We start from the raw sequence: 25,655 nt of genomic DNA on the forward strand, positions 1-25,655 counted from the left end.
TGGTCATATTGACAGTTTATACCTTAACTCCCTTGCGTACAAGCATCGTTAGGATAAGAATGGCAATGAGAAGAAGCACAATTGTTGCACCTGGCGCTAAATTCCATACGCCAGCAGCGATTAAGCCCCCAATAACAGCAAACTCCGATACGAAAACAGAAGCAATAATCGCTTTTTTGAAGCTTCTCGCAATCAGTAGGCTAATCGCCACTGGAATCGTCAATAGCGCGGATACAAGCAACGCACCAACGATCTTAATCGCCGCGCTTATGACTAATGCCGTTAGCACGGTCAGGGCCATATTGAACCAACGAACCGGAAGGCCGTTTACAGCTGCCGTATCTTCATCAAAGCTTAATAGGAACATTTCCTTGAAGAAGATGATCATGAACCCGATGACGATAAGCGTAACAACACCGACTACGACAAGGTCCAAGCTGTTCAAAGTATAGATGCTGCCGAAAAAGTAGTTGTTCACGTTCGCGTTAAAATTGCGGCCAAGGGTAAAGAACAAAGACGCAAGCGCGACCCCGCCTGACATAATCACCGCGATAGATAGCTCCGCGTAAGTCTTATATGCTTTGCGAAGCTTCTCCACGGCAAAGGAACCAATCAAGGCAAATACCAAGCCCGCTCCTATCGGATACACACCTACCAAGAAGCCGAGCGCAACCCCCGCAATCGTGACATGGGCTAACGTATCCCCTATCATGGATAATCGTCTCAGCACCAAGAAGATGCCGAGCATCGGTGCCGTAACGCCGATTAGCACGCCGCCGAGCAGCGCACGCTGAAAAAACTGTGAGGACAATATATCAATTAACATAAGTTCTCCTTTTCTGAAATGGAATTAAGCCATCACGCTATGCGTAAGATCCTGCTCTGCACATGGCTGCTCGTGGGAATGCTTGCGATAAAAGTTCAGCTTGCCGCAGCATTGCACAGGCTCGGATCCAAGCCATGAATTGACTAACTCCAGATCATGAGAAACCATGATAAAGGTCATCTGATGATGGGCATGTAGATGCTGGAGAAGCTTGAAAAAGTCTTTTTGTGTTTCAATATCGATGCCGACTGTAGGCTCATCCAAAATAAGAAGCTCCGGTTTGTTGACCATTGCACGTGCCAAAAAGGCGCGCTGCTGCTGACCGCCTGACAGTTGGCCGATTCGTTTGTCTGCTAAATTCTCGATCTTCATGACCTTTAACGCGTCATGGCACTTTTCCTTATCCTGATGAGATAACCGACGGAACATATTCCGCCGGTTATACATGCCAGATTGCACAACTTCCATGACCGTTGCCGGAAAAAGAGGATTGAAGCTGTTCTTTTGAGGAACGTAGCCGATTCTCTCCCAATCCTTGAACTGCTGTACAGGAGTACCAAAGAGCCGCACATCACCTGCTGTCGGCTTCAGCAAGCCCACCATAAGCTTCAGCAGTGTGGTCTTGCCCGCTCCGTTTGAGCCGATCAGCCCAACAAAGTCGCGCTCGTAGACGCTAAAGTTGACGTCTTCAAATACATTTTGATTTTCGTATCGATATGCCACATGCTGAAGCGATATAATTTCATTGTGACATTGATTGAGTTCATTCATGTCATACGCTCACTTTCTTCGCTGTAGAAGCGATTCCGCTTACTTTAGAGCTTTGACCAGATTCTCTAGATTTCTCTCCATGAGTGAAATATACGTATCTCCAGCCTGCTCCTGCTCTTGCGTCAGACCTTCAAGCGGATTCAGGACAAGTGTCTCCACTCCCGCTTCACTAGCAAGCGTGCTTGCAAGCTGATCTGTAACAAGCTCTTCAAAGAAAATATACTTCAATCCCTTCTCCTTCACAAGCTTGGAAAGTTTAACAATTTCTTGTGCGGTTGGCTCAGCCTCTGGCGACAAGCCCATGATCGAATGCTGAGTCAACTGATAATCGCGTGCTAGGTATCCAAATGCCTGATGGGATACGACGATCTCTCGATGCGTGACATTGGCCAGCTGATCCGTATACTTCTGGTCAAGCTCCTCAAGCTTCTTATGAAGGACTTGATAACGCTCCTCATAAAGCTTTTCATGAGCAGGGTCTGCTTCACTTAACGCCTGCTTTACGTTCTTCGCCATTATCAAGGCCGACTTTGGACTTACCCAAGTGTGTGGATCCAAACCACCGTGGTCATGATCGTGATCGTGCTCTTCTTCTGCTGCATGATCATGTTCTTCTTCGGATTCCTCCGTTTGAATCAAGTTTATGCCTTGGCTTGCCTCCACCATCTTAACCTGAGAATTGGCATCCAAGCCTTTCTTGAAGTCATCGATCCAACCTTCAAAGCCAGCACCCTGGTATAGAAGCAGCTGCGCTTTCGATGCATTCTGGAGATCAAGGCTCTTAGGTGTCCAATCATGAGGCTCGACCCCTGTTGGAATCAAGTTCATCACATTCACTTCTTCGCCGCCAATCTCGCTTGCCATATAATACAAAGGATAAAAGCTGGTTACGACATTTACTTTTCCCTCTACAATCTTGCCTTGGCTTGTATTCCCGCAGCCTGCTGCAAATACGAGCAGACCAAGCATCATAATGGTGACAACATACAGGACAGGCTTCCTCTTCATTGTTCCTCTCACTCACGAATCTCTCCTTTTGCTCCCTGTTCTATGTAATTCATACGCTTATCTTGTTCGTAATGATTACTATTAAGATTATAGGCAGGGGGATTGGATCTGTCAACGACTTTATTCGTAATGAATACTATTAGTTTTCCTAGAGGCTGATAAGCTGCCCTTATTATTAGCTGCCCTGGAGAAAGATATAATCGCAAATAGCCGCCGCACTCTTCATCAAGTGCAGCGGCTATTGCGCTCATATGAACGTAATTCGTCTTCGCCTATTACTTCACAATCGCTCCGTTAGGCATGCCGTCCGCAACCGTTGCAAGCGTAAGCTCGCCATCCTTGGATGCTGCCAGCACCATGCCCTGGGATAATACGCCGCGAAGCTTAACTGGCTTCAGATTCGTGACAACAATAACCTTCTTGCCCACAAGCTCCTCTGGCTTGTAATACTGAGCAATGCCGGAAACGACTTGTCGCTCTTCATAGCCAAGATCAAGCTCCAAGCGAAGCAGCTTGTTCGCTTTAGGAACCGGCTCTGCATGCTTTACTTGTGCAACGCGAAGTTCAATCTTCGCAAAGTCGTCAATACCGATCTCAGGTAGATGTTCAACCTCTTCTGCTTCAACAGCCTCAGCTTTCGCCGGCTCCGCAGTCACAGCCTGCGCTTTAGCACCACCCATATCAGATAGAATAGCTGCTACTTCTACTTCGACCTCAAGGCGAGGGAAAATCGGTTGATCCTTCTCTACCTTCGTTCCTGCAGGAATCAAGCCAAATGTACGCGCTGCGCTCCATGCTGTTAGTTCACCAGCAGCAATGCCCAGCTGCTTCCAAATATTCGCAGGAGTTTCAGTCAAGAACGGTTGCAGAACGATCGATGCAATGCGCAGGCTTTCTGCTAGGTGACTCATCACGGATGCAAGCTCGCCGATCTTCGCTTCGTCCTTCGCAAGCACCCATGGCTGTGTTTCATCAATGTATTTGTTTGTACGGCTGATAAACTGCCACAGTGCCGTCAAAGCTACGGAGAACTCCATGTTCTCCATGGCAGCATCCACTTTGTTCAAGGTGTCTTCTGCGTAGTCCTCAAGCGCTTTATCAAAGGCTGTAACATGGCCTTCATAGGTTGGAATAACACCGTCAAAGTATTTATCGATCATCGCAACAGTACGATTAAGCAAGTTGCCAAGATCGTTTGCAAGGTCAAAGTTCACGCGCTCTACAAAGCCTTCTGGTGTAAACGCACCATCAGACCCAAAAGGAACTTCACGAAGCAGATAGTAGCGGAGAGCGTCAAGACCGTAACGATCGATCAGTTTCACAGGATCAACGACATTGCCCTTGGACTTGGACATCTTGCCATCCTTCATCAAGAGCCAGCCATGGCCAAACACTTTCTTTGGCAATGGAAGGTCCAGCGCCATCAGCATAATCGGCCAATAGATCGTATGGAATCGAATGATTTCTTTTCCTACCAAATGCACATCAGCAGGCCAATATTTATCATAAAGTGTTGTATCTTCTGTGCCATAGCCAAGCGCTGTAATGTAGTTGGAGAGAGCATCAATCCACACATAGACCACATGCTTAGGATCGCCCTTAACCTTCACGCCCCAATCAAAGGATGTACGGGACACAGCAAGATCCTCAAGTCCAGGCTTGATAAAGTTGTTGATCATCTCATTCTTGCGGGATTCCGGTTGAATGAAGTCTGGATGCTCCTCATAATACTTCAGAAGACGATCCGCATATTTGCTCATGCGGAAGAAATAGCTCTCTTCCTTCACAAGATCAACAGGGCCTCCGCAGTCTGGACAACGCCCATTATCCAATTGACGTTCCGTGAAGAAGGACTCACAGGATGTACAATACCAGCCTTCATACTCCCCTTTATAGATGTCCCCTTGCTGAACAAGCTGATCGAAGATCTTCTCTACAACTTTCTTATGTCTGTCTTCTGTTGTACGAATAAAGTCATCGTAGGAGATGTCGAGCTTCTTCCACAGATCCTTAATGCCAACAACAATATCGTCTACAAATTGCTGAGGCGTAACGCCTGCTTCATTTGCTTTCTTCTCAATCTTTTGACCATGCTCATCCGTTCCCGTCAGGTAACGTACATCATAGCCATTTAAGCGCTTATAGCGTGCCATTGCATCACCGGCTACCGTCGTATAGGCGTGACCTATATGAAGCTTAGCACTCGGGTAATAGATCGGTGTTGTGATATAAAACGTCTTTTTCTCACACATACTTGATGACCTCCTTGGCAATTTAAAATGCTTCAACCCATTCTCTGCATTTCTAAACGGATTATCTTAAAAAAGCATACAAAAAAACTCTCATCCGCTTGGGACGAGAGTTTAACTCACGTGGTACCACCCAAATTCCCGATTGCCTGATCGTTATGTAAAGATTGCAGCGGCAAACGGCTTCATTGTGGCTGTTCCTACAGCCTAGACTCCATAACGGGAATCAACCGCCTGATCCTTACTGCCTACTAAAGCAGGACACGCTCGAATCAGGACCCTCCTGGACCATATTCTGAAGACGGACCATACCGACTCGCAGCAACGCCGGCTCTCTGCGATGGCTCTACCTCATACTCATCCATTCATTGGGGATATACATAATATAAACAACAATATATCGCAAGGATTGTACTCCTGTCAAGGACACTTCTAGTTCATGAGTATGCCCAGCTAGGTCATCCTCGATTCCTATTCCGAATGCTTCTTCGGGGGAACCTTATCGACTCCTCCTGGATGGAACGGATGACACTTTGCAATTCGCTTCATGGCAAGCATGCTCCCCTTGAGAGCGCCATGAACTTCAATTGCTTCCAGGGCATATGCAGAGCATGTCGGATAGAATCTGCACGTTGGCGGCTTCAGGGGCGATATATAACGCCGATAGAACAGCACCGGTGCTTGCGCGACTCGCTTGCCAACGCTTCGTTCCTCCTCCTGCCCAACAGTTTCTGATTCTTGAGAATCATTCATGTTACTCACCTGTCTTTGCATGATGCTCAAGTGACTGACAAGCTTCGCAGTAGCCGAATACTTCAAACTTGTGCTTTACGACTTGGAAGCTGCCAGGAACATCTGTCATCGGCATTGGACAAAAGTGAATTGGATACGTCTTCTCGCATTGCAAACAAATCATATGATGGTGGTGCTCGCCTGCAGCACAATGAACGCGGAACTTCATGCCATCTTCAAACACAATCTGCTCCAGCACTCCAAGCTCATGCATCACTCTAAGGTTACGGTACACCGTATCAAAGCTCAATCCGGAATATTGGCGACCCATATACTCATAAACATCCTTTGGCGATAAATACCCGTCCGTCTCTGCAAACAGCTTCGCCAATGTACGGCGTTGATCAGTAATTCTGAGTCCTTTTTCCGACATACGATCCAACATTTCTTGAGTGTTCAACATTATAAGCCCCTCCTGCTTCTATAATGCTCCATCTCTGTTTTCTTGTCAAACCAAGGGCTTCCATCTTCATAAAAAAAGAACTAGCCGGGAGTCAAGGGCCCCCGGCTAGTTAGCTGTCGCTCAAGTATAATGAATTAAGAGTGCGGTTTGGGAATTGGCTGGAAGATCAAGTTTACTGGCATGGAGCTTCCTGCAGCCGGCGTAAACAAGATTTCAACCTTTTCTTCTTTATCTCCTGTACGGTAAACGATGTTAGCTTTATTCGCATCGCGCAATACACCGTTGGTTGGCAGTTGAACCGTCTCTCCATTTACAAGCAGTGCACCCGCATAAGAGCCTCCGCGTCCGTTGAAGGAAATCGCCGTGTTAGGGGCAACACGATTTAAGCTCACTTTATACAATACGCCGTAGTTACCTGCATTGTTTTTTTGTTGTCCTGTAACAGCGTCCCAGCCCTGAATAATCGGGTCATTCGTATTGTCACCGAACACTAAGCGTGAAGTCGTGTCGCCAATCAACTCATCCACCGTGAATGTACGGTCTGCATTGTTGAACGTTCCGCGAATATGATTGTCATTGGATTCAAGGATATCAAGCTTAGACAGTTCCTTTAGCACATCCTTGCCGGATTCCAGCGCGACAATTTGGTACTGAACATTGTTGTCTGCAAAGAAATCTGCATACATGGAATAGATATGATCAGGCTTCAATGGAACTTGGCTAAGCTCTGGGATAAATACCTTAGCTTCGCCTGGCTTCAATACTTGCTGAGACATCGACCCACTAATATTGCGGAAGGAGTCAAAGTATTTAACCGCTGCACGCTTGCCTGTTTCCTGCGGATATGGGTTCGGACCAGCCAGTCCGTAATGCTCTACTTCTACTGTTGTAGGCGTAGAGGAAATGTTTTTCACGACGATGTACAGATTCATATTCTTCGCTGTTGCATTCTTATGATGCATGAAGATTCGTGTACCGCCAGTGATGGTATCTTGATAAATAATTCCGTTCTCTTTAATCGATTCCGGACTGTTCGAACGGAACATCGTGCGTTGGTTGTGACGAATCGTCGGCTTTATAAGCTTCATCGTTGTAATGGAGCTGCCCTTGAAGTCGTACACCTCTCCTGGCTTCGAATACACGAGATTGAACTCTTCAAACGTGTAAAGAAGATCATTCGTTACCGTGATAGTCTTCGCAATTTCATTCTGATAGCCAAGATTGTCCGTTACACGCAAAGTAATCGTATAGCGGCCTGGTTCAAAGAATGCAGGCTTGTTGTTGTTCCATTCGTATTCGAGCGTTGAACCTTGGTCAGCGGAGCTAAGATCTGTATATTGAACGAGCTCACCCATTTTATACGTTTCTTTATCCGTTTTAAAATCAGCAATAGGCGGCTCATGCTTTGGCAATACGTTAAAAGTTTCGCTGTATGGTTCACTCCATGCACCTGTTTCATCTTGAACGCGAAGCGTTACAGTATGTAGTCCTGGCTCGGAGTAAATCGTTTCAAGCCCCGTCCACTCTTGGTTGATAATTTGAAGTCCGCGAGGATGATAGGATTCATCCGTGACTTTTACTTCTGTCTGCGTGGCATAGATATCTTTAGGCCCAATTGTGAACTTTGCAACAGGCTCTGCTGTTAGATTTACAATAATACGCTTCGTTGATGCTTCCCATTTATAAGGCATCTGGAAAGCTTGCAAAGCGGATGTAAGGGGTACCATAAAGGTGCCATCCTGAAGGTAGGACGTTCCGCTCATTTGTGTTGGTACGCCATCGACCTTGTAGCTTTTCGTACCAATCTGATAGCGAAGCTCCTTGTTCGCAAAGGATATAATGGATTCCTTCGTCTTGCTGTCATAATCAAGCTTAGCGCCAAAGCGTTCAACAAGTGTACGCAAGGAAACAAAGGATACGCCGTTTTTTACTGTAATCGGCTGTGGTGCACGGTACTCCACATTGTTTTGCACCATCAGATTGCTGTTCGCTACAATTACGAGAACGTCGTCGCCATAAATGCTTGTATCAATGCTGTTCGGATTAACCGGAGATTTTCCGTTATTTAGATCCTGGCCTGTACCTTGATTGTTTGATTGACCAGCACCATCTGTGCCATCACCATTTGTAGACGATGTATGCCCATCTTCAGTTGAGCCCGTTTCTTCACTCACTGTTTGCTGATCATGTTGCTGCTGCTCTGTAAGAGTTGCTGATTGATCCTGCTGTTGTTCATTCGTCGTCTGTTGTTTGTTCGCTTGAGTCGGCACGCTTGCTTCAGCTGAAGCAACGGTTACAACTCCCGTTAGCTGCGTTGCCAGCAAACAAGCTAACAGCAGACTTTTCCACTTCATGCTCACCATTATCCCGTTCTCCTCATCCATCAATATCTGCGTTTAAATGTATCCATGTTCATGCATGTGAACATCCCTGTGTTCATGCATACATAATCATAGACGTATAACCCGGCAGAAAGTTGCTGTAAGCTTATGGCATTTTCGTCTTTATTTACTCAAATCCCTATGGACTAACTCAATTAGGACATGATTCGCTGTCGCTTACAACACCTTTCTCCTGTTTAAAAACAAACTATATATTAACATTTAGTCTAGATTCCGTAAATCAATATTCCCAAAATATTGACCTATGCGGGAAACGAGTGTTCAACTTTTTCCTTGTCTAAGCAAGTTGGATTGACAATGTTTAGGTGATTATAGTAAGGTTAATTCACCGAATAATCAGAACGTATGTTTCTGTTTTTTTGAAACAATCATGTTAACTTGTTTCATTTCTAATTGATATCATCGATTCGAACTCGATTTCTATGCTGCAACTCTTCTTCGTCACTTTAAGCAAGCAGATTACGCTGCAAACTTCACCAGGATCGCTTTCGATCTCTAATCATTATGAATAAAGGAGACCTTTTTGTGAATCCATACACCCAAGGCGCATTACATCACATCCATGTCGCTATATCGTCTATCCTCCAGATCATGGAGCAGCTAGATGAGACCGAACTATCCTTCCGCCCTACACCAGACAAGCACTCGATTGGTGAATTGCTTGAGCATCTTAGTCTTATTTGCCTAGCAGATGTTCATATTGGAGATGGCGCTTCTGAGCCGTTTATGGCCGAATTCTATGTTCAGCATCAGCTGAATCAGCTGCATGAGATGAAACAAGCGCTCCATCAGAATTATGAGGCTCTACGCGTACGTTATCTCGCTTATACGGAGAACGAGCTGTCTGAGAATATAACCGCTTACTGGGGCGTGACCTACACCCGTTATGAATGGCTGCTGGAGATACTTACTCATCTGTATCATCACCGCGGCCAACTGCATGCCATCCTCGTACATACGCTGCACCATGATCCTAAGATTGCTTTATTCGAGTAAACTTTGCCCGAGACGAGCTTGCTGAGCTTAATTCACAGGTTCCGTTACTTCACACTGTCATGCTGATCAGGATGTTATTTGCCTGGACGTACATCAAGAGTTTCAATAAAAAAATGCTCACCAGATAACAGTGAGCATTTCTTTTCTATTTGAATAGATATCAATTATTGATTTTGTAATTGAGTATGATAGCCATATGGATATTGCTCATTAATCGTAACTGGCAGTTGTCCAACAGATGGAATGTCGCCAAGCAGAGCTTTTGCAAGAGCTTCCATCATCATTGGACGATTTTCATAAGCACATACATAGGTCTTTACTTCTGGGAACTGGTTCAAATCATATGGATTGCGAGAAGCCGCCACAATAACGCGCAGTTTCGGATTCGCTGCAAGCTGCTTCACGATGCTGACTTGACCTTCATGCAAAGTTGCCACCGCATTGTATGTCACGACGATAACCTGTTCATACTGCTCTGCATGCGCAACCGTCGCTTGTACTTCGTCCTCGTCCGGATACGTACCAATGCGATATTCGTCAACATGAGGCATATGCTCAGCTAGTGCCGTAGCCAGCGTATAGGATTGAACGATTGGCTCATCCACCTCTGTACGCTGTCTCACCTCAGGCCAGATCACGATAGTACGTGCTTCTTTCGCAACAGGAAGCTGACCTTCATCCTTAACCAGTGTAATGCTCTTCTCGTTAATCTGCTCGACAACAGCCTTAGATGCCTTGGAGCCAAAGCCTGCCGCATAAGATTCATCAATCGTGATCAGTTGATCCATGCTGCGCTTCGCTTTGAGCGCAAGGATACGATCAACGGAAGCATCGATATGCTCTTCCGAGATACGGCCATCACGAACAGCTTGAATCAATGCTTCAATCGCTTGCGATTGCTCGGCATAACGATGGCTAATCAGGATAAGATCTGCTCCCGCTTGAACGGCACGAATAGTGCCTTCAGGAATGCCGTACTCTTTAGAGATCGCGTGCATCTCAAGACAGTCTGTAACGATAACTCCTTGGAATCCAAGACGCTTACGAAGAAGATCAGTAAGCACCTTGCTTGAGATGGTCGCTGGAATGCTGTCTGGTTCAAAGGCTGGGAACATGACGTGTGCGGTCATGATGCAGTCAACGCCTTCTTCAATCGCCTTCACGAATGGAGCAAGCTCCACGTTGAACAAACGCTCCTCATCATGTGGCACAGACGCAAGACCATGATGAGAGTCTACTGCTGTATCTCCATGACCAGGAAAATGCTTCGCTGTCGCAGCTACATTTGCATCCTGCAAGCCGCGAATCTGAGCTGCGCCCATCTTGGATACGAGCTCTGGGTTCTCACCGTAGGATCGAACACCGATGACCGGATTCTTTGCATTGTTGTTCACATCCACACTTGGAGCAAAGTTCATATTAATCCCCATGCGAAGCAGTTCTTCTCCGCAAATGCGGCCAGATTCATAGGCAAGCTTCTCGTCACGAGCAGCTCCTACTGCCATGTTGCTAGGAATCAATGTAATGTCATCCCAGTCAATGCGAGCAACCATGCCGCCTTCTTGGTCAATGCTAATGAACAGTGGAATATCTGTATGCTTGCGATTCAGTTCTTGAAGATCAAGCGACAGTTGTCCCACTTGCTCCTTATTTAATACATTCCGACGAAAATAAATAATGCCGCCCACATGATACTTTTCAATCAATGCTTTTGCACAATCGTCAATCTCCGGTGTTTGGAATCCGCACATCACCATTTGACCAATTTTCTGTTCTAGCGTCATTTGCTCTCTCTTCATCTTACCCCACCCTTATCCTTTGATATCAGCAGTATGGAACATATGATAAATTAAAGCCCTTACATTTACATCATAATGCCTTGAATGCGCTTTAGTCAATTTGGTTCTGATGTTTTTTCACTTTCACGAAAATCAGATGGCGTCATGCCGGTATATTTCTGAAACACCTTTGTAAAATAACGGCGCTCGGAGTAACCAACTGATATCCCGATTTGTGTAATGCTCTTGTCTGTCATCAAGAGCATCGATTTTGCAAGCTCCATCCGCTGCTTCGTCAAATATTCAACAAAGGTTTCGCCAAACTGGTTTTTAAAGAGCAAGCTAAAGTAGCTGCAGCTAATCCCCAAGTAATCCGAGATCTCATCCACACCGATATCAGAGCCCAAGTTGCGATGAATATAATCTTTGGCTGAGATCATAAGCAGCTCGCTTGATTTCTTGTTCATCGCATGCTCCTTCGACTGATCCAACAGTTGGCTCAAAGCATGGAGCAGATCCTTCATGCTCACGCTGTGTTGAAGCTTCTCCCACATCGCCTCTTCTTCATTCTTCGAGAGCAGCTCAAGTTCTCTCATCTCACGAAGCAGGTGAATGATGATGTAGTGCAGGAATTTTTCTGCCCTCATGATGGACTGCTCCGACATCAGCATTAAGCTATTTTGAAGATCGACAAGCCCTTGTTCGACCCGTTTCTTGTCATTGGACTTCATTCCTGAAAGGATTTCCTCTACGAGATGCCACTGCGACACCGAAGCGGCCTGACGCGCTGTTGAGCTCTCATCTACTGACACAAGCTGTTCTGCATCAGGATGAAGCATAAGCACCCGTTGTAGCCGCTTATACGCATGTGGTAGTGCAGGCATCGGGATTGGACCTGAATCCCATGCCACGCTTACAGACATCTTCACGTGCACTCTGACGGCACGCTGGATAATCTTAGCCCAATTCTCGGTGTCCTTTTCATTCACTTTATAGCGATCCCGCATAAATTGAAGAAGGACACACCATTCGCCCTCGCGGGTTTGAAGCACCGCATACTTCAGATCATCATCAGACAATGCATCCTGAAGCACGTTGCGAACGGCAAAGTTCCACAGTCTCCGCTCACTGTCTGACCATGACACGGTTCGTTGCGCATAATCATCAAGGTCAACCATGATGACGGTGTAAACAAGCTGATCAAGCTGAACATCTTCATCAACCATCGCATAGCTTGGGTTGCTGGAGGTGAAGCCCATAATAACATCAAACATCATCTTCTCATACGCCAAGCTAACCACTTTGCCCCAGCGACGCTCAGCCATCTTTTTCTCCATCATCGAAGAGCGCACCTCATCTGCAATCTTCGCGATGGTTTGCTCAAGCTCCTCATAATTAATCGGCTTCAAAATATAGTCACGCACGCCATGCTGGAGCGCTACACGCGCATATTCAAACTCCTGATAGCCCGTAAGCATGAGCACTTGGCTCTCCTGCCCCATCTTCCGAAGCTCTCTTAGAAATTCCATACCGTCCATAATCGGCATTCGAATGTCGCACAAGATCAGATCTGGAGAATGCTCCTTTACAATATCCATCGCTTCAGCACCGTTACGTGCTGTGCCGACTATTTCGATGCCAAGCTGATTCCAAGGAATAACGATCCTTAAGTTGTTCAAAATATGAATCTCATCGTCAACAAGCAATGCTTTTACACTCATAGATTCTCACCCTGCTCATATTTCGGTATTGTGCATTGAATGATGGTTCCTTTGCCTGATGCGGAACATACATACAATCCATAACGCGGACCATGTTGGATCCGAATTCGATCTGCTACGCTGCGAACGCCAAGTCCTCTGCGTTCTACATTCATCGTCTCTTGCAGCTGTGGAACGAGATTGTTAGATTCATCGGTCTCCATATACACAAAGCGCTGCAATTGTTCATTGGACATGCCTACGCCATTATCCTCCACGATGAGGTAGATGCGCTCTGCATCGCTATGTGCGGATATGCGGATCCAGCCCATCTCAGTCGTTCCGTCAAACGCATGCTGGATGCAGTTCTCAACCAACGGCTGAAGTGTCAGCTTCTGAATCATGTACTGCATAAGATCATCAGGCACATCAATCTCGAAGTTGAATACCTCATCAAAACGGAATTTCTGAATCTCCAGATAGCTTCTTAGATACTCAAGCTCCTGACGAATCGTGATTTCTTCCTTATCCTGAATGCTGATTCGAAGGATGTTGCCTAATCGGTATACCATTTGACTAACCTTTCGGCCTTGATTTTGAATCGCCAGCACATTGATAGATTCGAGTGTATTAAAGAGGAAATGCGGCTTGATCTGTGCCTGCAGCACCCTCATCTCGGCGGCCGTCTTCTGCTTTTGCTCCTGCTTCACCTGATCAATCAGATCATTTACACGATCCATAAGTCGGTTATAGCCCTTCGACAGTGTCGCCAGCTCGTCTGTGCCTTCTACGATGACTCGAGTATGAAGATCCCCATCCTCGACTTTGCGCATAAAGCGGACAATCCGTCCAATACTGTTCGTAATCCGATTCATAAACAGCATGTTAAACATGAATGCACCTAGAATGCAGACAGCGATGACAATCGATACCCAGCGAATATAATCAACCATTTCGTTCGACAGCGAATTCCAATCCCGAATCGAGACCAAGTGCCAATTGTAATTTGGCATCTCATAAGTTGAGACAATGCTTTGATCGACATTAAATTTGTCCTTATAACTGTAATAGCCCTTCGTAAGCTTCAAAGGCTTCGTCATCATATCCTGCAGAGTTTGTCCGGTATGAGACTTCTTATTGTCATATATAATGAATCCCTGATCGTTTACGATAAAGAATCGGGTATTCTCATTTTCATTTGCGGTATAGAACTTATTGAAGAAGGTGTCTAATTCCCACGTCTTCATCTGTACAACGGAAATCCCGATATTCTTCAATGTCGTCAAGTTCTTCACGGTTCGAATCTGGGTAAATACCGGCTCTGTACCTGTTATCTCAGGATACTCGTTCGGTCCGATCCATAATGGCTGCCCTTTAAGCTCCATTACTTCCTTATATACGGGATGCTCCTTGAATTGACTAAGAGGCATCTCATTAAATCCTTCTTTTGTGAAGATTCTCACGATTTCCGAATCAGAGAACCCTCTCAAGTTATAAAGAAATGCGTAGCTGATCGTTGGATGGTTAAATAACAGCTTCCTAAAGTTCTGCTGGCGCTCGATCTGCCTAATATAATCGATGCCCTCATCGCCTTCTCCAGCCTTTGATTCATCTACTTTCCCATTGCCTTCCCCTTGTTCCGATCCTGCTTCCTTATCAGAGGAAGCGTTATTCGAGCTAATAAGTTCCTGACTAGACGGATCTGGAGAGCTTAAGGCTTGCTTGAACACATCGTTTGCAATCCCGCTGTCCGTTACAATGTTAATTTCATCAAAAATGTACGTAAGGCTTTGTCCAATGGCTCGCATGGAGAATTCCGCCTGTTCACTATACTTCTTCTCTAGCAGATGGAATGTAATCAAAAACGTTGTTGTTGCAAAGAAAAATAAAGGGATAATGATCAGAAGAACAAATCCGCTAAATAATTTATAACGTAAGTTCATCTTTTCATTACCCCTTTAATTGTTGAAATATGTGAATCTGTGGTGATAGTACCCACATTTTAGCATGAATGCGTTTTAAAATCACTAGTAAAAGTAGAGAATATTATCCCTTAACCGAACCTGCAGTCAATCCTTCAATGATTTGTTCCTGAAGAACAGCGTAGATAACCATTACCGGTACAACGCTATAAACAATACCTGCTGACATTTGAGCATAGTTGGTGTTATATGCATCTCGGAAACCAACCATTCCAACTGGAAGTGTTCTTAATTCGTCTGTTGAGATAAAGTAGTTGGCGAGCAAGAACTCGTTCCAGTTTCCAAGAAAGTTAACGATGAATACCGTAACCATTGCAGGAACAGTAAGCGGAATAATCATCTTTACAAATATCCCGATAGGTCCTAGTCCATCTACAACGGCTGCCTCCTCCAGTTCACTCGGGATCGATCTCATAAAGGCAGCTAATATGATGACCGAGAATGGAATTGCGACCGCTGTGTACGGAATATACAGTGCCCAGTGGGAATCTAGAATATTCATTTTGCGAATCAAGCCGTAGATTGGAAGAATCAAAGCGTTTCCTGGAATCAGCATCCCGAGCAAAATGAACTGAAAGAGCCACTTGCTCATCTTCACGTAGCGCATCCGGGTAATCGCATAGGAAGCCATTGATGCTATAACGATGGTTGTAATGGCTGCCGCTACGGAAATATACAAGCTGTTGAAGAAATAAGTGCTGATCTTCGCATTAACCCAAGCTTGCACGTAGTTATCCCAGATAAAGGTTGTTGGAATGCCGAACGGGTTCGATGAAATCTCGGCATTGTTCGATTTGACGGAAGAAAACAGGACGAACAAGAAAGGGAATAAGATGATGGCCAAATAGCCTAGCAAGAAGATGTGATTAACGCTTTTCTTAAGTGATTTGATCATCAGTATTCAATCCTTTCTACCCGACGTGCAACCAAGATCTGATAAACGGCCGTGATGATTAATGTAAACACGAAGATCAGAACGGCGATACTGTTACCAAAGCCATACTTGAAGCTTGTGATCGAGTTGCGCAGCATGTACGTCGCCATAACATCCGTTGCTCCAGCAGGCCCGCCCTTAGTCATTACAAGCACGATATCCGCTGCTTTCATCGCCCCGGCGATAGACAGCATGATTACGACAGATACGATGGGCATAATAAGCGGTACCGTGATCCGTAATGCACGCTGGACGCCAGTAGCGCCGTCGATCATAGCAGCCTCATCCAGTTCCTTCGGAATGGATAGGATTGCAGCCAGTACCATGACAATATAGAAACCTGTCCATTGCCAAGCGTTTGTGATTAGAATGGAAATCATCGCCCAGCTCTTGTCTGATAGCCAATAGATCTTCTCTACTCCAAATACGGACAGGATCTGATTGAACAAGCCGATATCTGGTTCATAAATAAAGCCCCACAAGATACCAATTACAGCTGTCGACATAACTGACGGCATAAATACCGCAGTCTTATAAAGCCCTCTCAAACGCTTGACATTGGAGATGAGCAAGGAAAAGATAATGATAATCGGCACCTGGATGAACAAGGAGAAAAGAATGAAATACCCGTTATTCTTAACCGAACTCCAGAATTCACCGTCGCTCATCACAGTGGTATAGTTTTCTATCCCGATAAATTTTACATTTTTCGAAATTCCATTCCAGCTCGTAAAACTATAGTAGATCGCATCCATGATTGGATATATAAAGAATGCAATGAATAGTATGATCGCTGGTAAGACGAAAAGTATATAGGTGAGTGGTTTTCTTAGTGTCTTGTCCATGGTCTCGCCTCCGTCCATTCCTCATTCGTTAAGCCAAAGCCTACGAACTATATCTGTTGCTAGAAGTGAAGAGGACACCACCCTCCAAGGATGGTTAGGCAGTGTCCTCCTTCATGCTACTTATTCGCTTGCATTGGCTTTCTCTTGAACTGCTTGGACTTTATCAAGAACTTCTTGTGGAGTTGCTTCTCCGCCAATCATCTTCTGGATCTCTTTGCTAAGCTCTGTATTTACGTCAGCTTGAACAAGAGCGTCGAATGCAGGCCATTTGTATTTTACATTTTCCAAAGTGCTGATAATTTCTTTCATGAGGTCGTTAGATACCACTTCGTTCATTTTATCAGTTGGAATTTGCATAGCTGGCAATACGCCATCCTCTTTCAAACCGCGAACTTGCATCTCTTCGCTGTAGAGGTTCTTGATGAAGGACTTCACAGCTGCGAGTTTTTGCTCATCATCTGCAACTTTTGCAGAGAATGCATAGCCATTGTTGGAGTCTTGCATGATGCTGTAGCCATCTCCAGCGTTGAATGGAGGCATTAGGAAGAATCCGATCTTGCCAACCATGTCGCCTGCTTGTGCTGGATCCAAGAAGACGGAGTTTGCCCAAGATCCGTCAAACATCATGATCGCTTCGCCATTGATGATTTGGTTGCGTTGGTCGCCGTATGCTAGGCCAAGCTCACCTTTTTTGTAGTAGCCCTTTTGAATCCATTCTTGGTGCTTCGCAAGCGCTTGTACCATTTTAGGATCATTCCACTTGGTTTCGCCCTTTTTGAAGCCGTAAGTAAAGTCAGAACCCGCTGTGTAAGCCCATAGGTTGTTGGTTGTCATCAAAGGCACCCATGCATCTTTGGACGCTTGTGCAAAAGGAATCTTGCCGTCCGCCTTGATCTTCTCAGCCAACTGCTCGAGCTCAGCGATTGTAGTAGGAGCCTTCAAGCCTTTTTGCTCAAAGTATTCTTTATTATAGAAATAGCCTTCAATGGAACCCCCGATTGGTAAACCATAAACCTTGCCGTCCACTGTCCATGGATCGAGCGCTGTACCGAACTTTTCTTTTAAACCAAGCTCTTCGATGATGGAGGTGATATCAAGCACCAAGCCTTCTTTCGCAAATACACCTACATCTGGTGAACCGAATGCGTCGAAGATATCAGGCGGATTGCCTTGCGCCATCTCGCCGCGAAGCTTTTCCTTACGGTTCACTTCAGAATCAACGCCGTCTAGCTTAATCGTAAGTCCTTCATTCTCTGTTTCCGTTGCTTTTACAACATCTTCAAGGATAGCTAATCGATTTTTCTTGGCTTCACCAAGCTGCGTGTGGCGAAGGGTCAATTCGAATGGTTCAACTTTCTTTTCTTCACCTGGCTTGTCATTCGTTGCTGTATCACCGGAGTTACCAGAGGAAGAGCTGCCGCATGCTGCTAGCAAGGATGTTGCTACGAACAAGAGTGTAAGCATCATAACCAAACTCTTTTTCATCTTTACGACCTCCCTATATGGTTTAGATCTTCATTCCTTGTTACACCTTTATTATAAGATGAGGCCTTAGTCCTGATAAGGTCGTTATTTCCACAGAAAGGGGATAATATTATCTACTTCTATGTTGTAGAAATGTGTCCCTACCCACTCCTTCATGACTCCAAACCACACTATTTGATAAGTAACGCACGATATCATGAAGAAAAAAGAAAAAGCTGTCCTTCTCTAAAGGACAGCTACACATGTATATGATAAAGAAAAATGATCATGATCCGATTTACTCTAATTGAGTGGGATCATAACTCATCCCATATTGCGTTAATGGACTATTCTTAATCTGATATTGATGAATCACCTTCAGCCCATAATGCTCATATATTGGGAGATTTCGTGCATTTTGAGTCTCCAGTGTCATGACAAGCCCCTCTTCTCTGCTCATCCGAAGCAGCGGCCGCATAAAGCTTGACATGATTCCTTGTCCGCGATACGGACGTTGGACCACAAGCATATCCAGGTGCATATAAGGTCGTTCCTCAAGCAGGGAAAGCCATGCTGAGCTAGCCTTATTCAAAGTACGAAGGCCTCTAACGAAGCCCTTCAAGCCGATATAACGGCAGATAGGCATGGCCTTGAAGATAGCCCTCAATATTCGTGTACCGTAGACAGCGCGTGCCTTTAACGTATTCTTAAAACGATCGGAATAAAAGACTAGGCCAACAGCCTCCATCTGTGGAGATGTAGCTAAAAGGTCGGAATACGGGTAAAGCATGTCCAAGTAGGATGCAAAGAAGTGGACGAGAACCTGTTCTCTGCGGCTCTCATTAGGAAGGATAAACTGATATAGCGGATCATGTACGAATTGGGAAGCCATAATTTGTGCGGCTTGCTTGATTTCATTTCTGTCTAATTGGATAAGCGCTTCGTGCTGACAAATAGTTCCACCTCATGTCTAGTAGGATTGCATGTTGTAAGGTCACTCCAGTGAAATGTTCCCTACTTCTTATCATAGAACGATCGTGCTTTGGAATCAAATGATGAATCAATGAGACATACATAAAAGATACCCCTTGCCAGAAGAGGTATCTCGTGAACGGCATATGAAGGTATGATTGCATCAAGCCTGCTGCATCGTCTCTTGTCTTCCTTGCTCAATCAAGCGCTTCGCACGCTCAACCTCTTCATCAGTTGGCGAAGGAACACCTTCCAAGGGATACTTTTCTCCAAGCGCTTCCCACTTGTAAATTCCCATTTGATGATAAGGTAGAATATCGATCTTCTCTACCCCTTTTAAGGTACCGATAAAGCGTCCAAGATCAAGCAAATCTTGTTCATCATCATTTTTCGTTGGTACAAACACGTGGCGAATCCACATTTTCTTGCCATGATCAGACAGCCAGCGAGCGGTTTCTAATATCCGATGATTCGGAACCCCTACGAGATCGATATGTTTCTCATTGTTAATATGCTTAAGATCAAGCAGGAACAAGTCTGTTACATCATAAAGCCCAGCAAGCTTGTTCGGATCATTGACACCGTTCGTATCAAGCGTTGTATGAAGGTTCCAGCGTTCTTTCACCGCTTTGAACAATTCCTTTACAAACTCGCCTTGGAGGGTCGGCTCACCGCCGGAAACGGTAAGACCGCCGCCAGAAGAACGGTAATAGTTCAGATACGGCTCGATCTCGCTGAGCGCTTCCTCAAGGGTCATCTCCTTGCCGCCTTTAAGATCCCATGTATCACGGTTATGGCAATATTGACACTTTAATGCGCAGCCCTGCATGAATAAGATAAAACGAATGCCTGGGCCATCAACCGTACCAAATGTTTCTAGAGAATGTATACGTCCAATCATGTCATTGCCATTCCTTTCATTTATGACCTTGTTCGAAATAAAGAGAAAGGACGTACCCGCCCTGAACGAACACGTAAAGTACCGTATAGTTCAGCTGCAGATACGCCCTATTAGCATGCGTCGTTCACACGCTCTTCATGCAGTCATTACATGGAGCTGTGGAATGTACGATGAATAACATCAAGCTGTTGTTCACGAGTTAATTTGATGAAGTTAACCGCATAACCCGATACACGGATGGTAAGCTGCGGATAATTTTCTGGATGATCCATCGCGTCAAGCAGCTGCTCACGGTCGAACACGTTAACGTTCAAGTGATGAGCGCCATTGTGGAAATATCCATCCATCATGGACACGAGATTGCTCTTACGAGTATCGCCGTCTTTACCAAGTGCTTTTGGCACGATGGAGAAGGTATTGGAGATACCATCCAAGCTGTGCTCATAAGGCAATTTTGCAACAGAGTTCAAGGATGCAAGCGCACCTTTCTTATCGCGTCCGTGCATTGGGTTCGCACCTGGTGCGAATGGTTCGCCAGCTTTACGTCCGTCAGGCGTTGTACCTGTCTTCTTACCATATACTACATTAGATGTAATGGTCAATACGGATTGTGTAGGCATAGCATTGCGATATGCTTTGTGCTTGCGAATCATGTTCATGAATGTTTCAACCAATTCAACTGCGATGCTGTCAACGCGGTCATCGTTGTTACCGTAGCAAGGGAATTCGCCTTCAACCTCAAAGTCTACTGCGATTCCTTCCTCGTTGCGGATTGGTTTAACTTTAGCGTATTTGATTGCGCTCAAGGAGTCAGTCGCAACGGACAGACCAGCGATACCGCAAGCCATTGTACGAAGGATCTCACGGTCATGAAGCGCCATTTCGATACGCTCATAGCTGTATTTGTCATGCATGTAGTGAATAACGTTCAATGTGTTCATGTAGAGCTTAGCAAGCCATTCCATCATTTGCTTGAAGCGTTTCAGAACTTCATCGTAATCCAATACATCACTTGTGATTGCTGGATATTCTGGGCCTACTTGAACGCCAGATTTTTCGTCTTTACCACCGTTGATCGCGTAAAGCAAGCATTTTGCCAAGTTTGCGCGAGCGCCGAAGAATTGCATTTGTTTACCGATGCGCATTGCAGATACGCAGCATGCGATACCGTAGTCATCCCCATAGATTGGGCGCATCAGATCGTCATTTTCATATTGGATGGAGCTTGTTTCGATCGATACACGTGCACAGTATTTTTTGAATCCTTCTGGTAATTGCTCAGACCAGAGAACAGTCAAGTTTGGTTCTGGTGCTGGTCCCAAGTTGTACAGGGAGTGCAAGAAACGGAAGCTGTTTTTCGTAACAAGCGCTTTGCCGTCGATTGCCATACCACCAATGGATTCTGTTACCCAAGTAGGGTCACCAGAGAACAAATCGTTGTAGTCAGGTGTGCGCAAGAATTTGACGATACGAAGCTTCATAATGAAGTGGTCAACCAATTCTTGTGCTTCTTCTTCCGTCATTGCTCCTTCTTTCAAATCACGCTCAACATAGATGTCGAGGAAGGAAGATACGCGTCCAAGGGACATAGCCGCACCATTTTGCTCTTTAATTGCTGCCAAGTATGCGAAGTATACCCATTGGAAAGCTTCACGAGCGTTGTTAGCTGGTTTAGACATATCGAAACCATGCATTTGAGCCATTTGCTTAAGCTCTTGCAAAGCACGAATTTGCTCAGAGATTTCCTCGCGGTCACGAATCAAGTCTTGATCCAAATGATCAAGCTCCATATCGAGAAGGTCGCGTTTTTTCTCTTCGATCAAGTAATCGATACCGTACAATGCAGCACGGCGATAGTCACCGATGATACGACCGCGTCCGTAAGCATCTGGCAAGCCAGTGATTACACCAGAGCGACGTGCAAGACGCATTTCGGATGTATAAGCATCGAAAACACCTTGGTTATGTGTTTTGCGGATATTTGTAAACATATCAATGATTTCAGCAGGAACTTCGAAGCCGTATGCTTTGCAAGCATCGATCATCATTTTGATTCCGCCAAATGGTTGCAGGGAGCGACGGAAAGGAGCATCCGTTTGAACACCTACAACTTTTTCTTTATCTTTATTGAGATATCCTGGTTGATGAGAAACGATCGTGGATGGAGTATTAACGTCTACATCCCATACGCCACCGCGTTCGCGCTCTTCCTTGGACAATTGGCTAACGATATCCCAAAGATCCTTTGTATCTTGAGTAGGTCCTGCCAAGAAAGCTTCATCGCCAGAGTAAGAAGCAATGTTTGCATGAATAAAATCACGAACATCAACATGCTTTTGCCATTTGCCTGCTTGGAATCCACGCCATGCATTTTGAGTTTCTGTTTGATTCTTTTCCATAACCGACATCGAAATCCCTCCATATTAAGTAGGTTTTCTTTATATAGTGTTGCTTATTCTGTAAATGTACTTAGCTATTGTTCCTCTAGATAGGATTCTGTGCAAGTGATGCTCGCACGTGATGAGCCAAGTACTGGTGCAGCAAGTTCATCACGAACCTGATCGGGTTAATGCGGCTTCCTTGCTACATCCTTATTGTACTCTTTTTCACTTCCTGATCATGTGATATTCATCACAAAACCATATTATTTCGTGAAATAAATCACAGGTAATGATTTCCTATTGATTTGTTTTCCAGTCTGATATCAGCGCTTGAGCATAATTACCTCCATTTAACATGATCAAACCATCTTGGTTGTGTCCAATTTGCAACAACGCTTACCCTACTACACAATCATAGGCTTTATGAGTCCTGATAAAAAAGACAGCAACGATTAAGCTGCTGTCATAAGAAAGGTGGTTGAACGATTGTTTAGAGGTCGGGAGCGGGCAAATCTGCCCTACTCCCGGTTATTCACATTAAATTTTACTCAAAGCGGCCATAGAAAGCATCACGGTAAACATCAGCAAGCTCTGTTACAAGCGGCAGCTTCGGATTCGCAGTTGTACATTGGTCTTCAAATGCACGGTCTGCCAAGTAATCCACACGGGATTCGAAGTCCTTATCATCAAAGCCAATCGCTTGGAACGATTCAGGGATGCCGAGCTTTTGGTTCAGCTCACGGATCGCATTGATTAAGCTCTTCACGCCTTCTTCAGTCGTACTTGCAGGAAGGCCTAGGATACGAGCGATCTCTGCATAGCGCACGTCAGCTTGGAAGTGATCGTATTTAGGGAAGCTTGCGAACTTCGTTGGCTTCTTCGCATTGTAGCGAATAACATGCGGCATGAGAATCGCGTTGGTGCGACCATGGGCTGTATGATACTGTGCCCCCCATTTATGCGCCAAGCTGTGGTTGATTCCCAAGAATGCATTCGCAAATGCCATACCTGCAATCGTGGAAGCATTATGCATTCTCTCGCGAGCATGCGGGCATGCTTCGTTTGCAGACTTCTCAAGATATTGGAACACCAATTGAATCGCTTTGATCGCAAGGCCGTCTGTGTAGTCATTTGCCATAACGGATACATAAGCTTCGATGGCATGCGTCAATACGTCCATACCTGTATCTGCTACTGCTGTGCGCGGCAAGCTGTATACAAACTCTGGGTCTACGATCGCTACGTCTGGCGTCAATTCGTAGTCCGCGAGCGGATACTTCGTATTTCCTTTTTCCTTATCGGTAATAACCGCGAACGATGTTACCTCAGAACCTGTACCGGATGTTGTTGGAATCGCAACAAACTTCGTTTTATCCAAACGAGGATATTTGTACGTACGCTTGCGGATATCCATGAATTTTTGCTTCAGGTTGTTAAAGTCAACTTCTGGGTGTTCATAGAACATCCACATGCCTTTCGCAGCATCCATTGGGGAGCCGCCGCCAAGTGCGATAATGCAGTCAGGTTGGAAGCTTCTCATCATTTCGACACCGCGAGCAACGGTTGTTGTAGATGGATCTGGCTCAACATCCGAGAACACTTCGATGGCTACAGGCGTTTGACGTTGACGGAGATAGTGCTCAACACGATCCACGTAGCCAAGCTTCACCATCATTGGGTCCGTTACGATCATAACCCGGCTGATGTCCGGCATTTTAGCCAAGTATTGCGTAGCATTCTTCTCGAAATAGATCTTGTTAGGAACTTTAAACCATTGCATATTCACTGTACGCTTCGCCACCCGTTTAATGTTAATAAGATTTACTGCTGTTACGTTGCTGGAAGTCGAGTTCCGTCCATAAGAACCGCAGCCGAGTGTTAAAGATGGAATGTTCGAGTTGTAAATGTCGCCAATCGCACCGTGTGTCGATGGAGAGTTCACCATGATGCGGCAAGTTGGCAATTGCTCGCTGAACTTCGCGATCACTGCATCGTCGTTCGAGTGGATAACAGAAGAGTGACCCATGCCGCCGAATCGAACGATTTCATCTGCACGCTTGATGCCTTCATCAGCAGACTTTACTTTGTAGCAAGCCAGAATTGGACTCAATTTTTCAGCAGACAATGGGAACTTGGCTCCTACACCGTCAATCTCAGCGATAAGGATCTTCGTATCCGCAGGCACTTTCAATCCTGCCATTTCAGCAATCTTAACTGCAGGCTGACCTACGATTGCTGGGTTAACTGCGCAAGTATCTGCTTTAATCGCCATTGCTGTCAATTTTGCTGTTTCTTCTTTATTCGTGAAGTAGCAGCCATAATATTGCATCAGCTTTTTCACTTCATCGAAAATAGGCTCTTCGATGATAACTGCTTGTTCGGATGCACAGATCATGCCGTTATCGAACGTCTTGGACAGAATCAAGTCCGTTACAGCCTGCTTGATATCAGCTGTCTTTTCGATGAAGCAAGGCACGTTACCAGGACCTACGCCAAGCGCCGGCTTGCCTGCGCTGTATGCTGCGCGCACCATGCCAGATCCGCCTGTAGCAAGGATCAAGGCAACATCAGGATGATTCATTAATGTATTAGTAGCTTCCATCGATGGCATCTCGATCCATTGTACGCAGTGCTCAGGAGCACCATGCTTTACAGCTGCTTCATTTAAAATGCGGGCTGCTTCCGCGCTGCACTTTTGTGCAGATGGATGGAATGCAAAGATGATAGGGTTACGTGTTTTAATTGAGATCAGCGCTTTGAACATCGTCGTAGAAGTTGGGTTCGTTACTGGAGTAACCCCCATTACGATACCGACTGGCTCTGCAATCTTCACACAGTTCTCATAGTCGTTCTCTTCAATCACGCCGACCGTTTTGTCATATTTAATGTTGTTCCAAATATACTCAGTAGCAAAGATGTTCTTTGTAATCTTGTCTTCGTAAACGCCGCGGCCAGTTTCTTCCACTGCAAGCTTAGCAAGGGGCATATGCTTGTCAAGACCAGCTAACGCCATTTCGTGAACGATCTTGTCGATTTGCTCTTGATTCATATCCATAAAGGCTTCTTGAGCTTTCTTCGCACGATCGATCAACATTTGAATGTGCGCTTCAACCGTTGGTTCTTTTTTCTCTACAGTAGGTTTAACTTCAGCTTTTGCCATGTTCTCCGCCTCCATTTTTACGGGACTTCTTCAAACAACACGTCTACATGAGTATGGTTTGTCTGTCCGCTTTTTATATCTATAAAAACGG

The 25,655-nt window shown here is 45.3% G+C and carries 18 protein-coding genes and 1 other annotated feature; of the genes, 1 reads left to right on the forward strand and 17 read right to left on the reverse strand.

Going from position 1 to position 25,655, the window contains the following annotated elements; genetic code table 11:
- Positions 1-16: 16 nt before the first annotated feature.
- The 7 genes from I2H74_RS02015 to I2H74_RS02045 form a co-directional block, all read right to left on the reverse strand.
- Positions 17-826 carry a metal ABC transporter permease gene (locus I2H74_RS02015; protein ID WP_195571199.1) on the reverse strand — a complete coding sequence of 270 codons (810 nt, stop codon included), beginning with the start codon at positions 824-826 and terminating at the stop codon, positions 17-19.
- Positions 827-850: 24 nt separating this feature from the next.
- The gene (locus I2H74_RS02020; protein WP_195571201.1) at positions 851-1,597 is read right to left on the reverse strand and encodes a metal ABC transporter ATP-binding protein; all 747 of its coding nucleotides are present in this window, start codon (positions 1,595-1,597) and stop codon (positions 851-853) included.
- 39 nt (positions 1,598-1,636) lie between these two features.
- Complete coding sequence (locus I2H74_RS02025) at positions 1,637-2,605, reverse strand: metal ABC transporter substrate-binding protein (protein WP_195572099.1); 969 nt, start codon at positions 2,603-2,605, stop codon at positions 1,637-1,639.
- A gap of 275 nt (positions 2,606-2,880) precedes the next feature.
- Positions 2,881-4,857: a methionine--tRNA ligase gene (gene metG, locus I2H74_RS02030; protein WP_195571203.1), complete on the reverse strand. Its 1,977-nt coding sequence runs from the start codon at positions 4,855-4,857 to the stop codon at positions 2,881-2,883.
- A 96-nt stretch (positions 4,858-4,953) separates the two neighbouring features.
- Positions 4,954-5,232 (reverse strand) — a binding site (T-box leader).
- A 93-nt stretch (positions 5,233-5,325) separates the two neighbouring features.
- Positions 5,326-5,607 (reverse strand): membrane protein insertion efficiency factor YidD, encoded by a 282-nt coding sequence (gene yidD / locus I2H74_RS02035; protein WP_195571204.1) that lies wholly within the window; start codon positions 5,605-5,607, stop codon positions 5,326-5,328.
- A 1-nt stretch (position 5,608) separates the two neighbouring features.
- Positions 5,609-6,049, reverse strand: coding sequence for a Fur family transcriptional regulator (locus I2H74_RS02040; protein WP_195571206.1), 441 nt, complete (start codon positions 6,047-6,049; stop codon positions 5,609-5,611).
- A 134-nt stretch (positions 6,050-6,183) separates the two neighbouring features.
- A complete protein-coding gene (locus tag I2H74_RS02045) occupies positions 6,184-8,412 on the reverse strand; it encodes a stalk domain-containing protein (protein WP_229106289.1) in 2,229 nt (742 codons plus the stop codon).
- Positions 8,413-8,976: 564 nt separating this feature from the next.
- Between I2H74_RS02045 and I2H74_RS02050 the strand changes: the two genes are divergently transcribed.
- Positions 8,977-9,447 (forward strand): DinB family protein, encoded by a 471-nt coding sequence (locus tag I2H74_RS02050; protein WP_324253975.1) that lies wholly within the window; start codon positions 8,977-8,979, stop codon positions 9,445-9,447.
- A gap of 164 nt (positions 9,448-9,611) precedes the next feature.
- Here I2H74_RS02050 and nagZ read toward each other — a convergent pair whose 3' ends face one another.
- From nagZ to adhE, 10 genes are all read right to left on the reverse strand, one after another.
- Positions 9,612-11,246 carry a beta-N-acetylhexosaminidase gene (gene nagZ / locus I2H74_RS02055; protein WP_195571211.1) on the reverse strand — a complete coding sequence of 545 codons (1,635 nt, stop codon included), beginning with the start codon at positions 11,244-11,246 and terminating at the stop codon, positions 9,612-9,614.
- A gap of 95 nt (positions 11,247-11,341) precedes the next feature.
- Positions 11,342-12,946, reverse strand: a complete 1,605-nt coding sequence (locus tag I2H74_RS02060) for a response regulator (protein WP_195571213.1) — start codon at positions 12,944-12,946, stop codon at positions 11,342-11,344.
- Positions 12,943-14,868 (reverse strand): sensor histidine kinase, encoded by a 1,926-nt coding sequence (locus I2H74_RS02065; protein WP_195571215.1) that lies wholly within the window; start codon positions 14,866-14,868, stop codon positions 12,943-12,945. Before I2H74_RS02065 ends, I2H74_RS02060 begins: the two co-directional genes overlap by 4 nt.
- Positions 14,869-14,971: 103 nt before the next feature.
- The gene (locus I2H74_RS02070; protein ID WP_195571217.1) at positions 14,972-15,802 is read right to left on the reverse strand and encodes a carbohydrate ABC transporter permease; all 831 of its coding nucleotides are present in this window, start codon (positions 15,800-15,802) and stop codon (positions 14,972-14,974) included.
- On the reverse strand, positions 15,802-16,686 hold the full coding sequence (locus I2H74_RS02075) for a carbohydrate ABC transporter permease (RefSeq protein WP_195571219.1): 885 nt from the start codon (positions 16,684-16,686) through the stop codon (positions 15,802-15,804). Before I2H74_RS02075 ends, I2H74_RS02070 begins: the two co-directional genes overlap by 1 nt.
- A 120-nt stretch (positions 16,687-16,806) precedes the next feature.
- Positions 16,807-18,171 (reverse strand): extracellular solute-binding protein, encoded by a 1,365-nt coding sequence (locus I2H74_RS02080; protein WP_195571221.1) that lies wholly within the window; start codon positions 18,169-18,171, stop codon positions 16,807-16,809.
- A gap of 277 nt (positions 18,172-18,448) precedes the next feature.
- Positions 18,449-19,042 carry a GNAT family N-acetyltransferase gene (locus I2H74_RS02085; RefSeq protein ID WP_195571223.1) on the reverse strand — a complete coding sequence of 198 codons (594 nt, stop codon included), beginning with the start codon at positions 19,040-19,042 and terminating at the stop codon, positions 18,449-18,451.
- Between the two features lie 243 nt (positions 19,043-19,285).
- A complete protein-coding gene (gene pflA, locus I2H74_RS02090) occupies positions 19,286-20,023 on the reverse strand; it encodes a pyruvate formate-lyase-activating protein (RefSeq protein WP_195571225.1) in 738 nt (245 codons plus the stop codon).
- 146 nt (positions 20,024-20,169) lie between these two features.
- Positions 20,170-22,431: a formate C-acetyltransferase gene (pflB, locus tag I2H74_RS02095; protein ID WP_195571227.1), complete on the reverse strand. Its 2,262-nt coding sequence runs from the start codon at positions 22,429-22,431 to the stop codon at positions 20,170-20,172.
- 517 nt (positions 22,432-22,948) lie between these two features.
- A complete protein-coding gene (adhE, locus tag I2H74_RS02100) occupies positions 22,949-25,564 on the reverse strand; it encodes a bifunctional acetaldehyde-CoA/alcohol dehydrogenase (RefSeq protein WP_195571229.1) in 2,616 nt (871 codons plus the stop codon).
- Positions 25,565-25,655: the final 91 nt, after the last annotated feature.

This window comes from Paenibacillus sp. 1001270B_150601_E10, from assembly GCF_015558675.1.
GTDB lineage: Bacteria > Bacillota > Bacilli > Paenibacillales > Paenibacillaceae > Paenibacillus_B.

Coding starts and splice junctions, on each gene's coding strand:
- I2H74_RS02015 (WP_195571199.1), bottom strand. CDS start 826: ATGTTAATTGATATATTGTCCTCACAGTTTTTTCAGCGTGCGCTGCTC.
- I2H74_RS02020 (WP_195571201.1), bottom strand. CDS start 1,597: ATGAATGAACTCAATCAATGTCACAATGAAATTATATCGCTTCAGCAT.
- I2H74_RS02025 (WP_195572099.1), bottom strand. CDS start 2,605: ATGAAGAGGAAGCCTGTCCTGTATGTTGTCACCATTATGATGCTTGGT.
- metG (WP_195571203.1), bottom strand. CDS start 4,857: ATGTGTGAGAAAAAGACGTTTTATATCACAACACCGATCTATTACCCG.
- yidD (WP_195571204.1), bottom strand. CDS start 5,607: ATGAATGATTCTCAAGAATCAGAAACTGTTGGGCAGGAGGAGGAACGA.
- I2H74_RS02040 (WP_195571206.1), bottom strand. CDS start 6,049: ATGTTGAACACTCAAGAAATGTTGGATCGTATGTCGGAAAAAGGACTC.
- I2H74_RS02045 (WP_229106289.1), bottom strand. CDS start 8,412: ATGGTGAGCATGAAGTGGAAAAGTCTGCTGTTAGCTTGTTTGCTGGCA.
- nagZ (WP_195571211.1), bottom strand. CDS start 11,246: ATGAAGAGAGAGCAAATGACGCTAGAACAGAAAATTGGTCAAATGGTG.
- I2H74_RS02060 (WP_195571213.1), bottom strand. CDS start 12,946: ATGAGTGTAAAAGCATTGCTTGTTGACGATGAGATTCATATTTTGAAC.
- I2H74_RS02065 (WP_195571215.1), bottom strand. CDS start 14,868: ATGAACTTACGTTATAAATTATTTAGCGGATTTGTTCTTCTGATCATT.
- I2H74_RS02070 (WP_195571217.1), bottom strand. CDS start 15,802: ATGATCAAATCACTTAAGAAAAGCGTTAATCACATCTTCTTGCTAGGC.
- I2H74_RS02075 (WP_195571219.1), bottom strand. CDS start 16,686: ATGGACAAGACACTAAGAAAACCACTCACCTATATACTTTTCGTCTTA.
- I2H74_RS02080 (WP_195571221.1), bottom strand. CDS start 18,171: ATGAAAAAGAGTTTGGTTATGATGCTTACACTCTTGTTCGTAGCAACA.
- I2H74_RS02085 (WP_195571223.1), bottom strand. CDS start 19,042: ATGGCTTCCCAATTCGTACATGATCCGCTATATCAGTTTATCCTTCCT.
- pflA (WP_195571225.1), bottom strand. CDS start 20,023: ATGATTGGACGTATACATTCTCTAGAAACATTTGGTACGGTTGATGGC.
- pflB (WP_195571227.1), bottom strand. CDS start 22,431: ATGTCGGTTATGGAAAAGAATCAAACAGAAACTCAAAATGCATGGCGT.
- adhE (WP_195571229.1), bottom strand. CDS start 25,564: ATGGCAAAAGCTGAAGTTAAACCTACTGTAGAGAAAAAAGAACCAACG.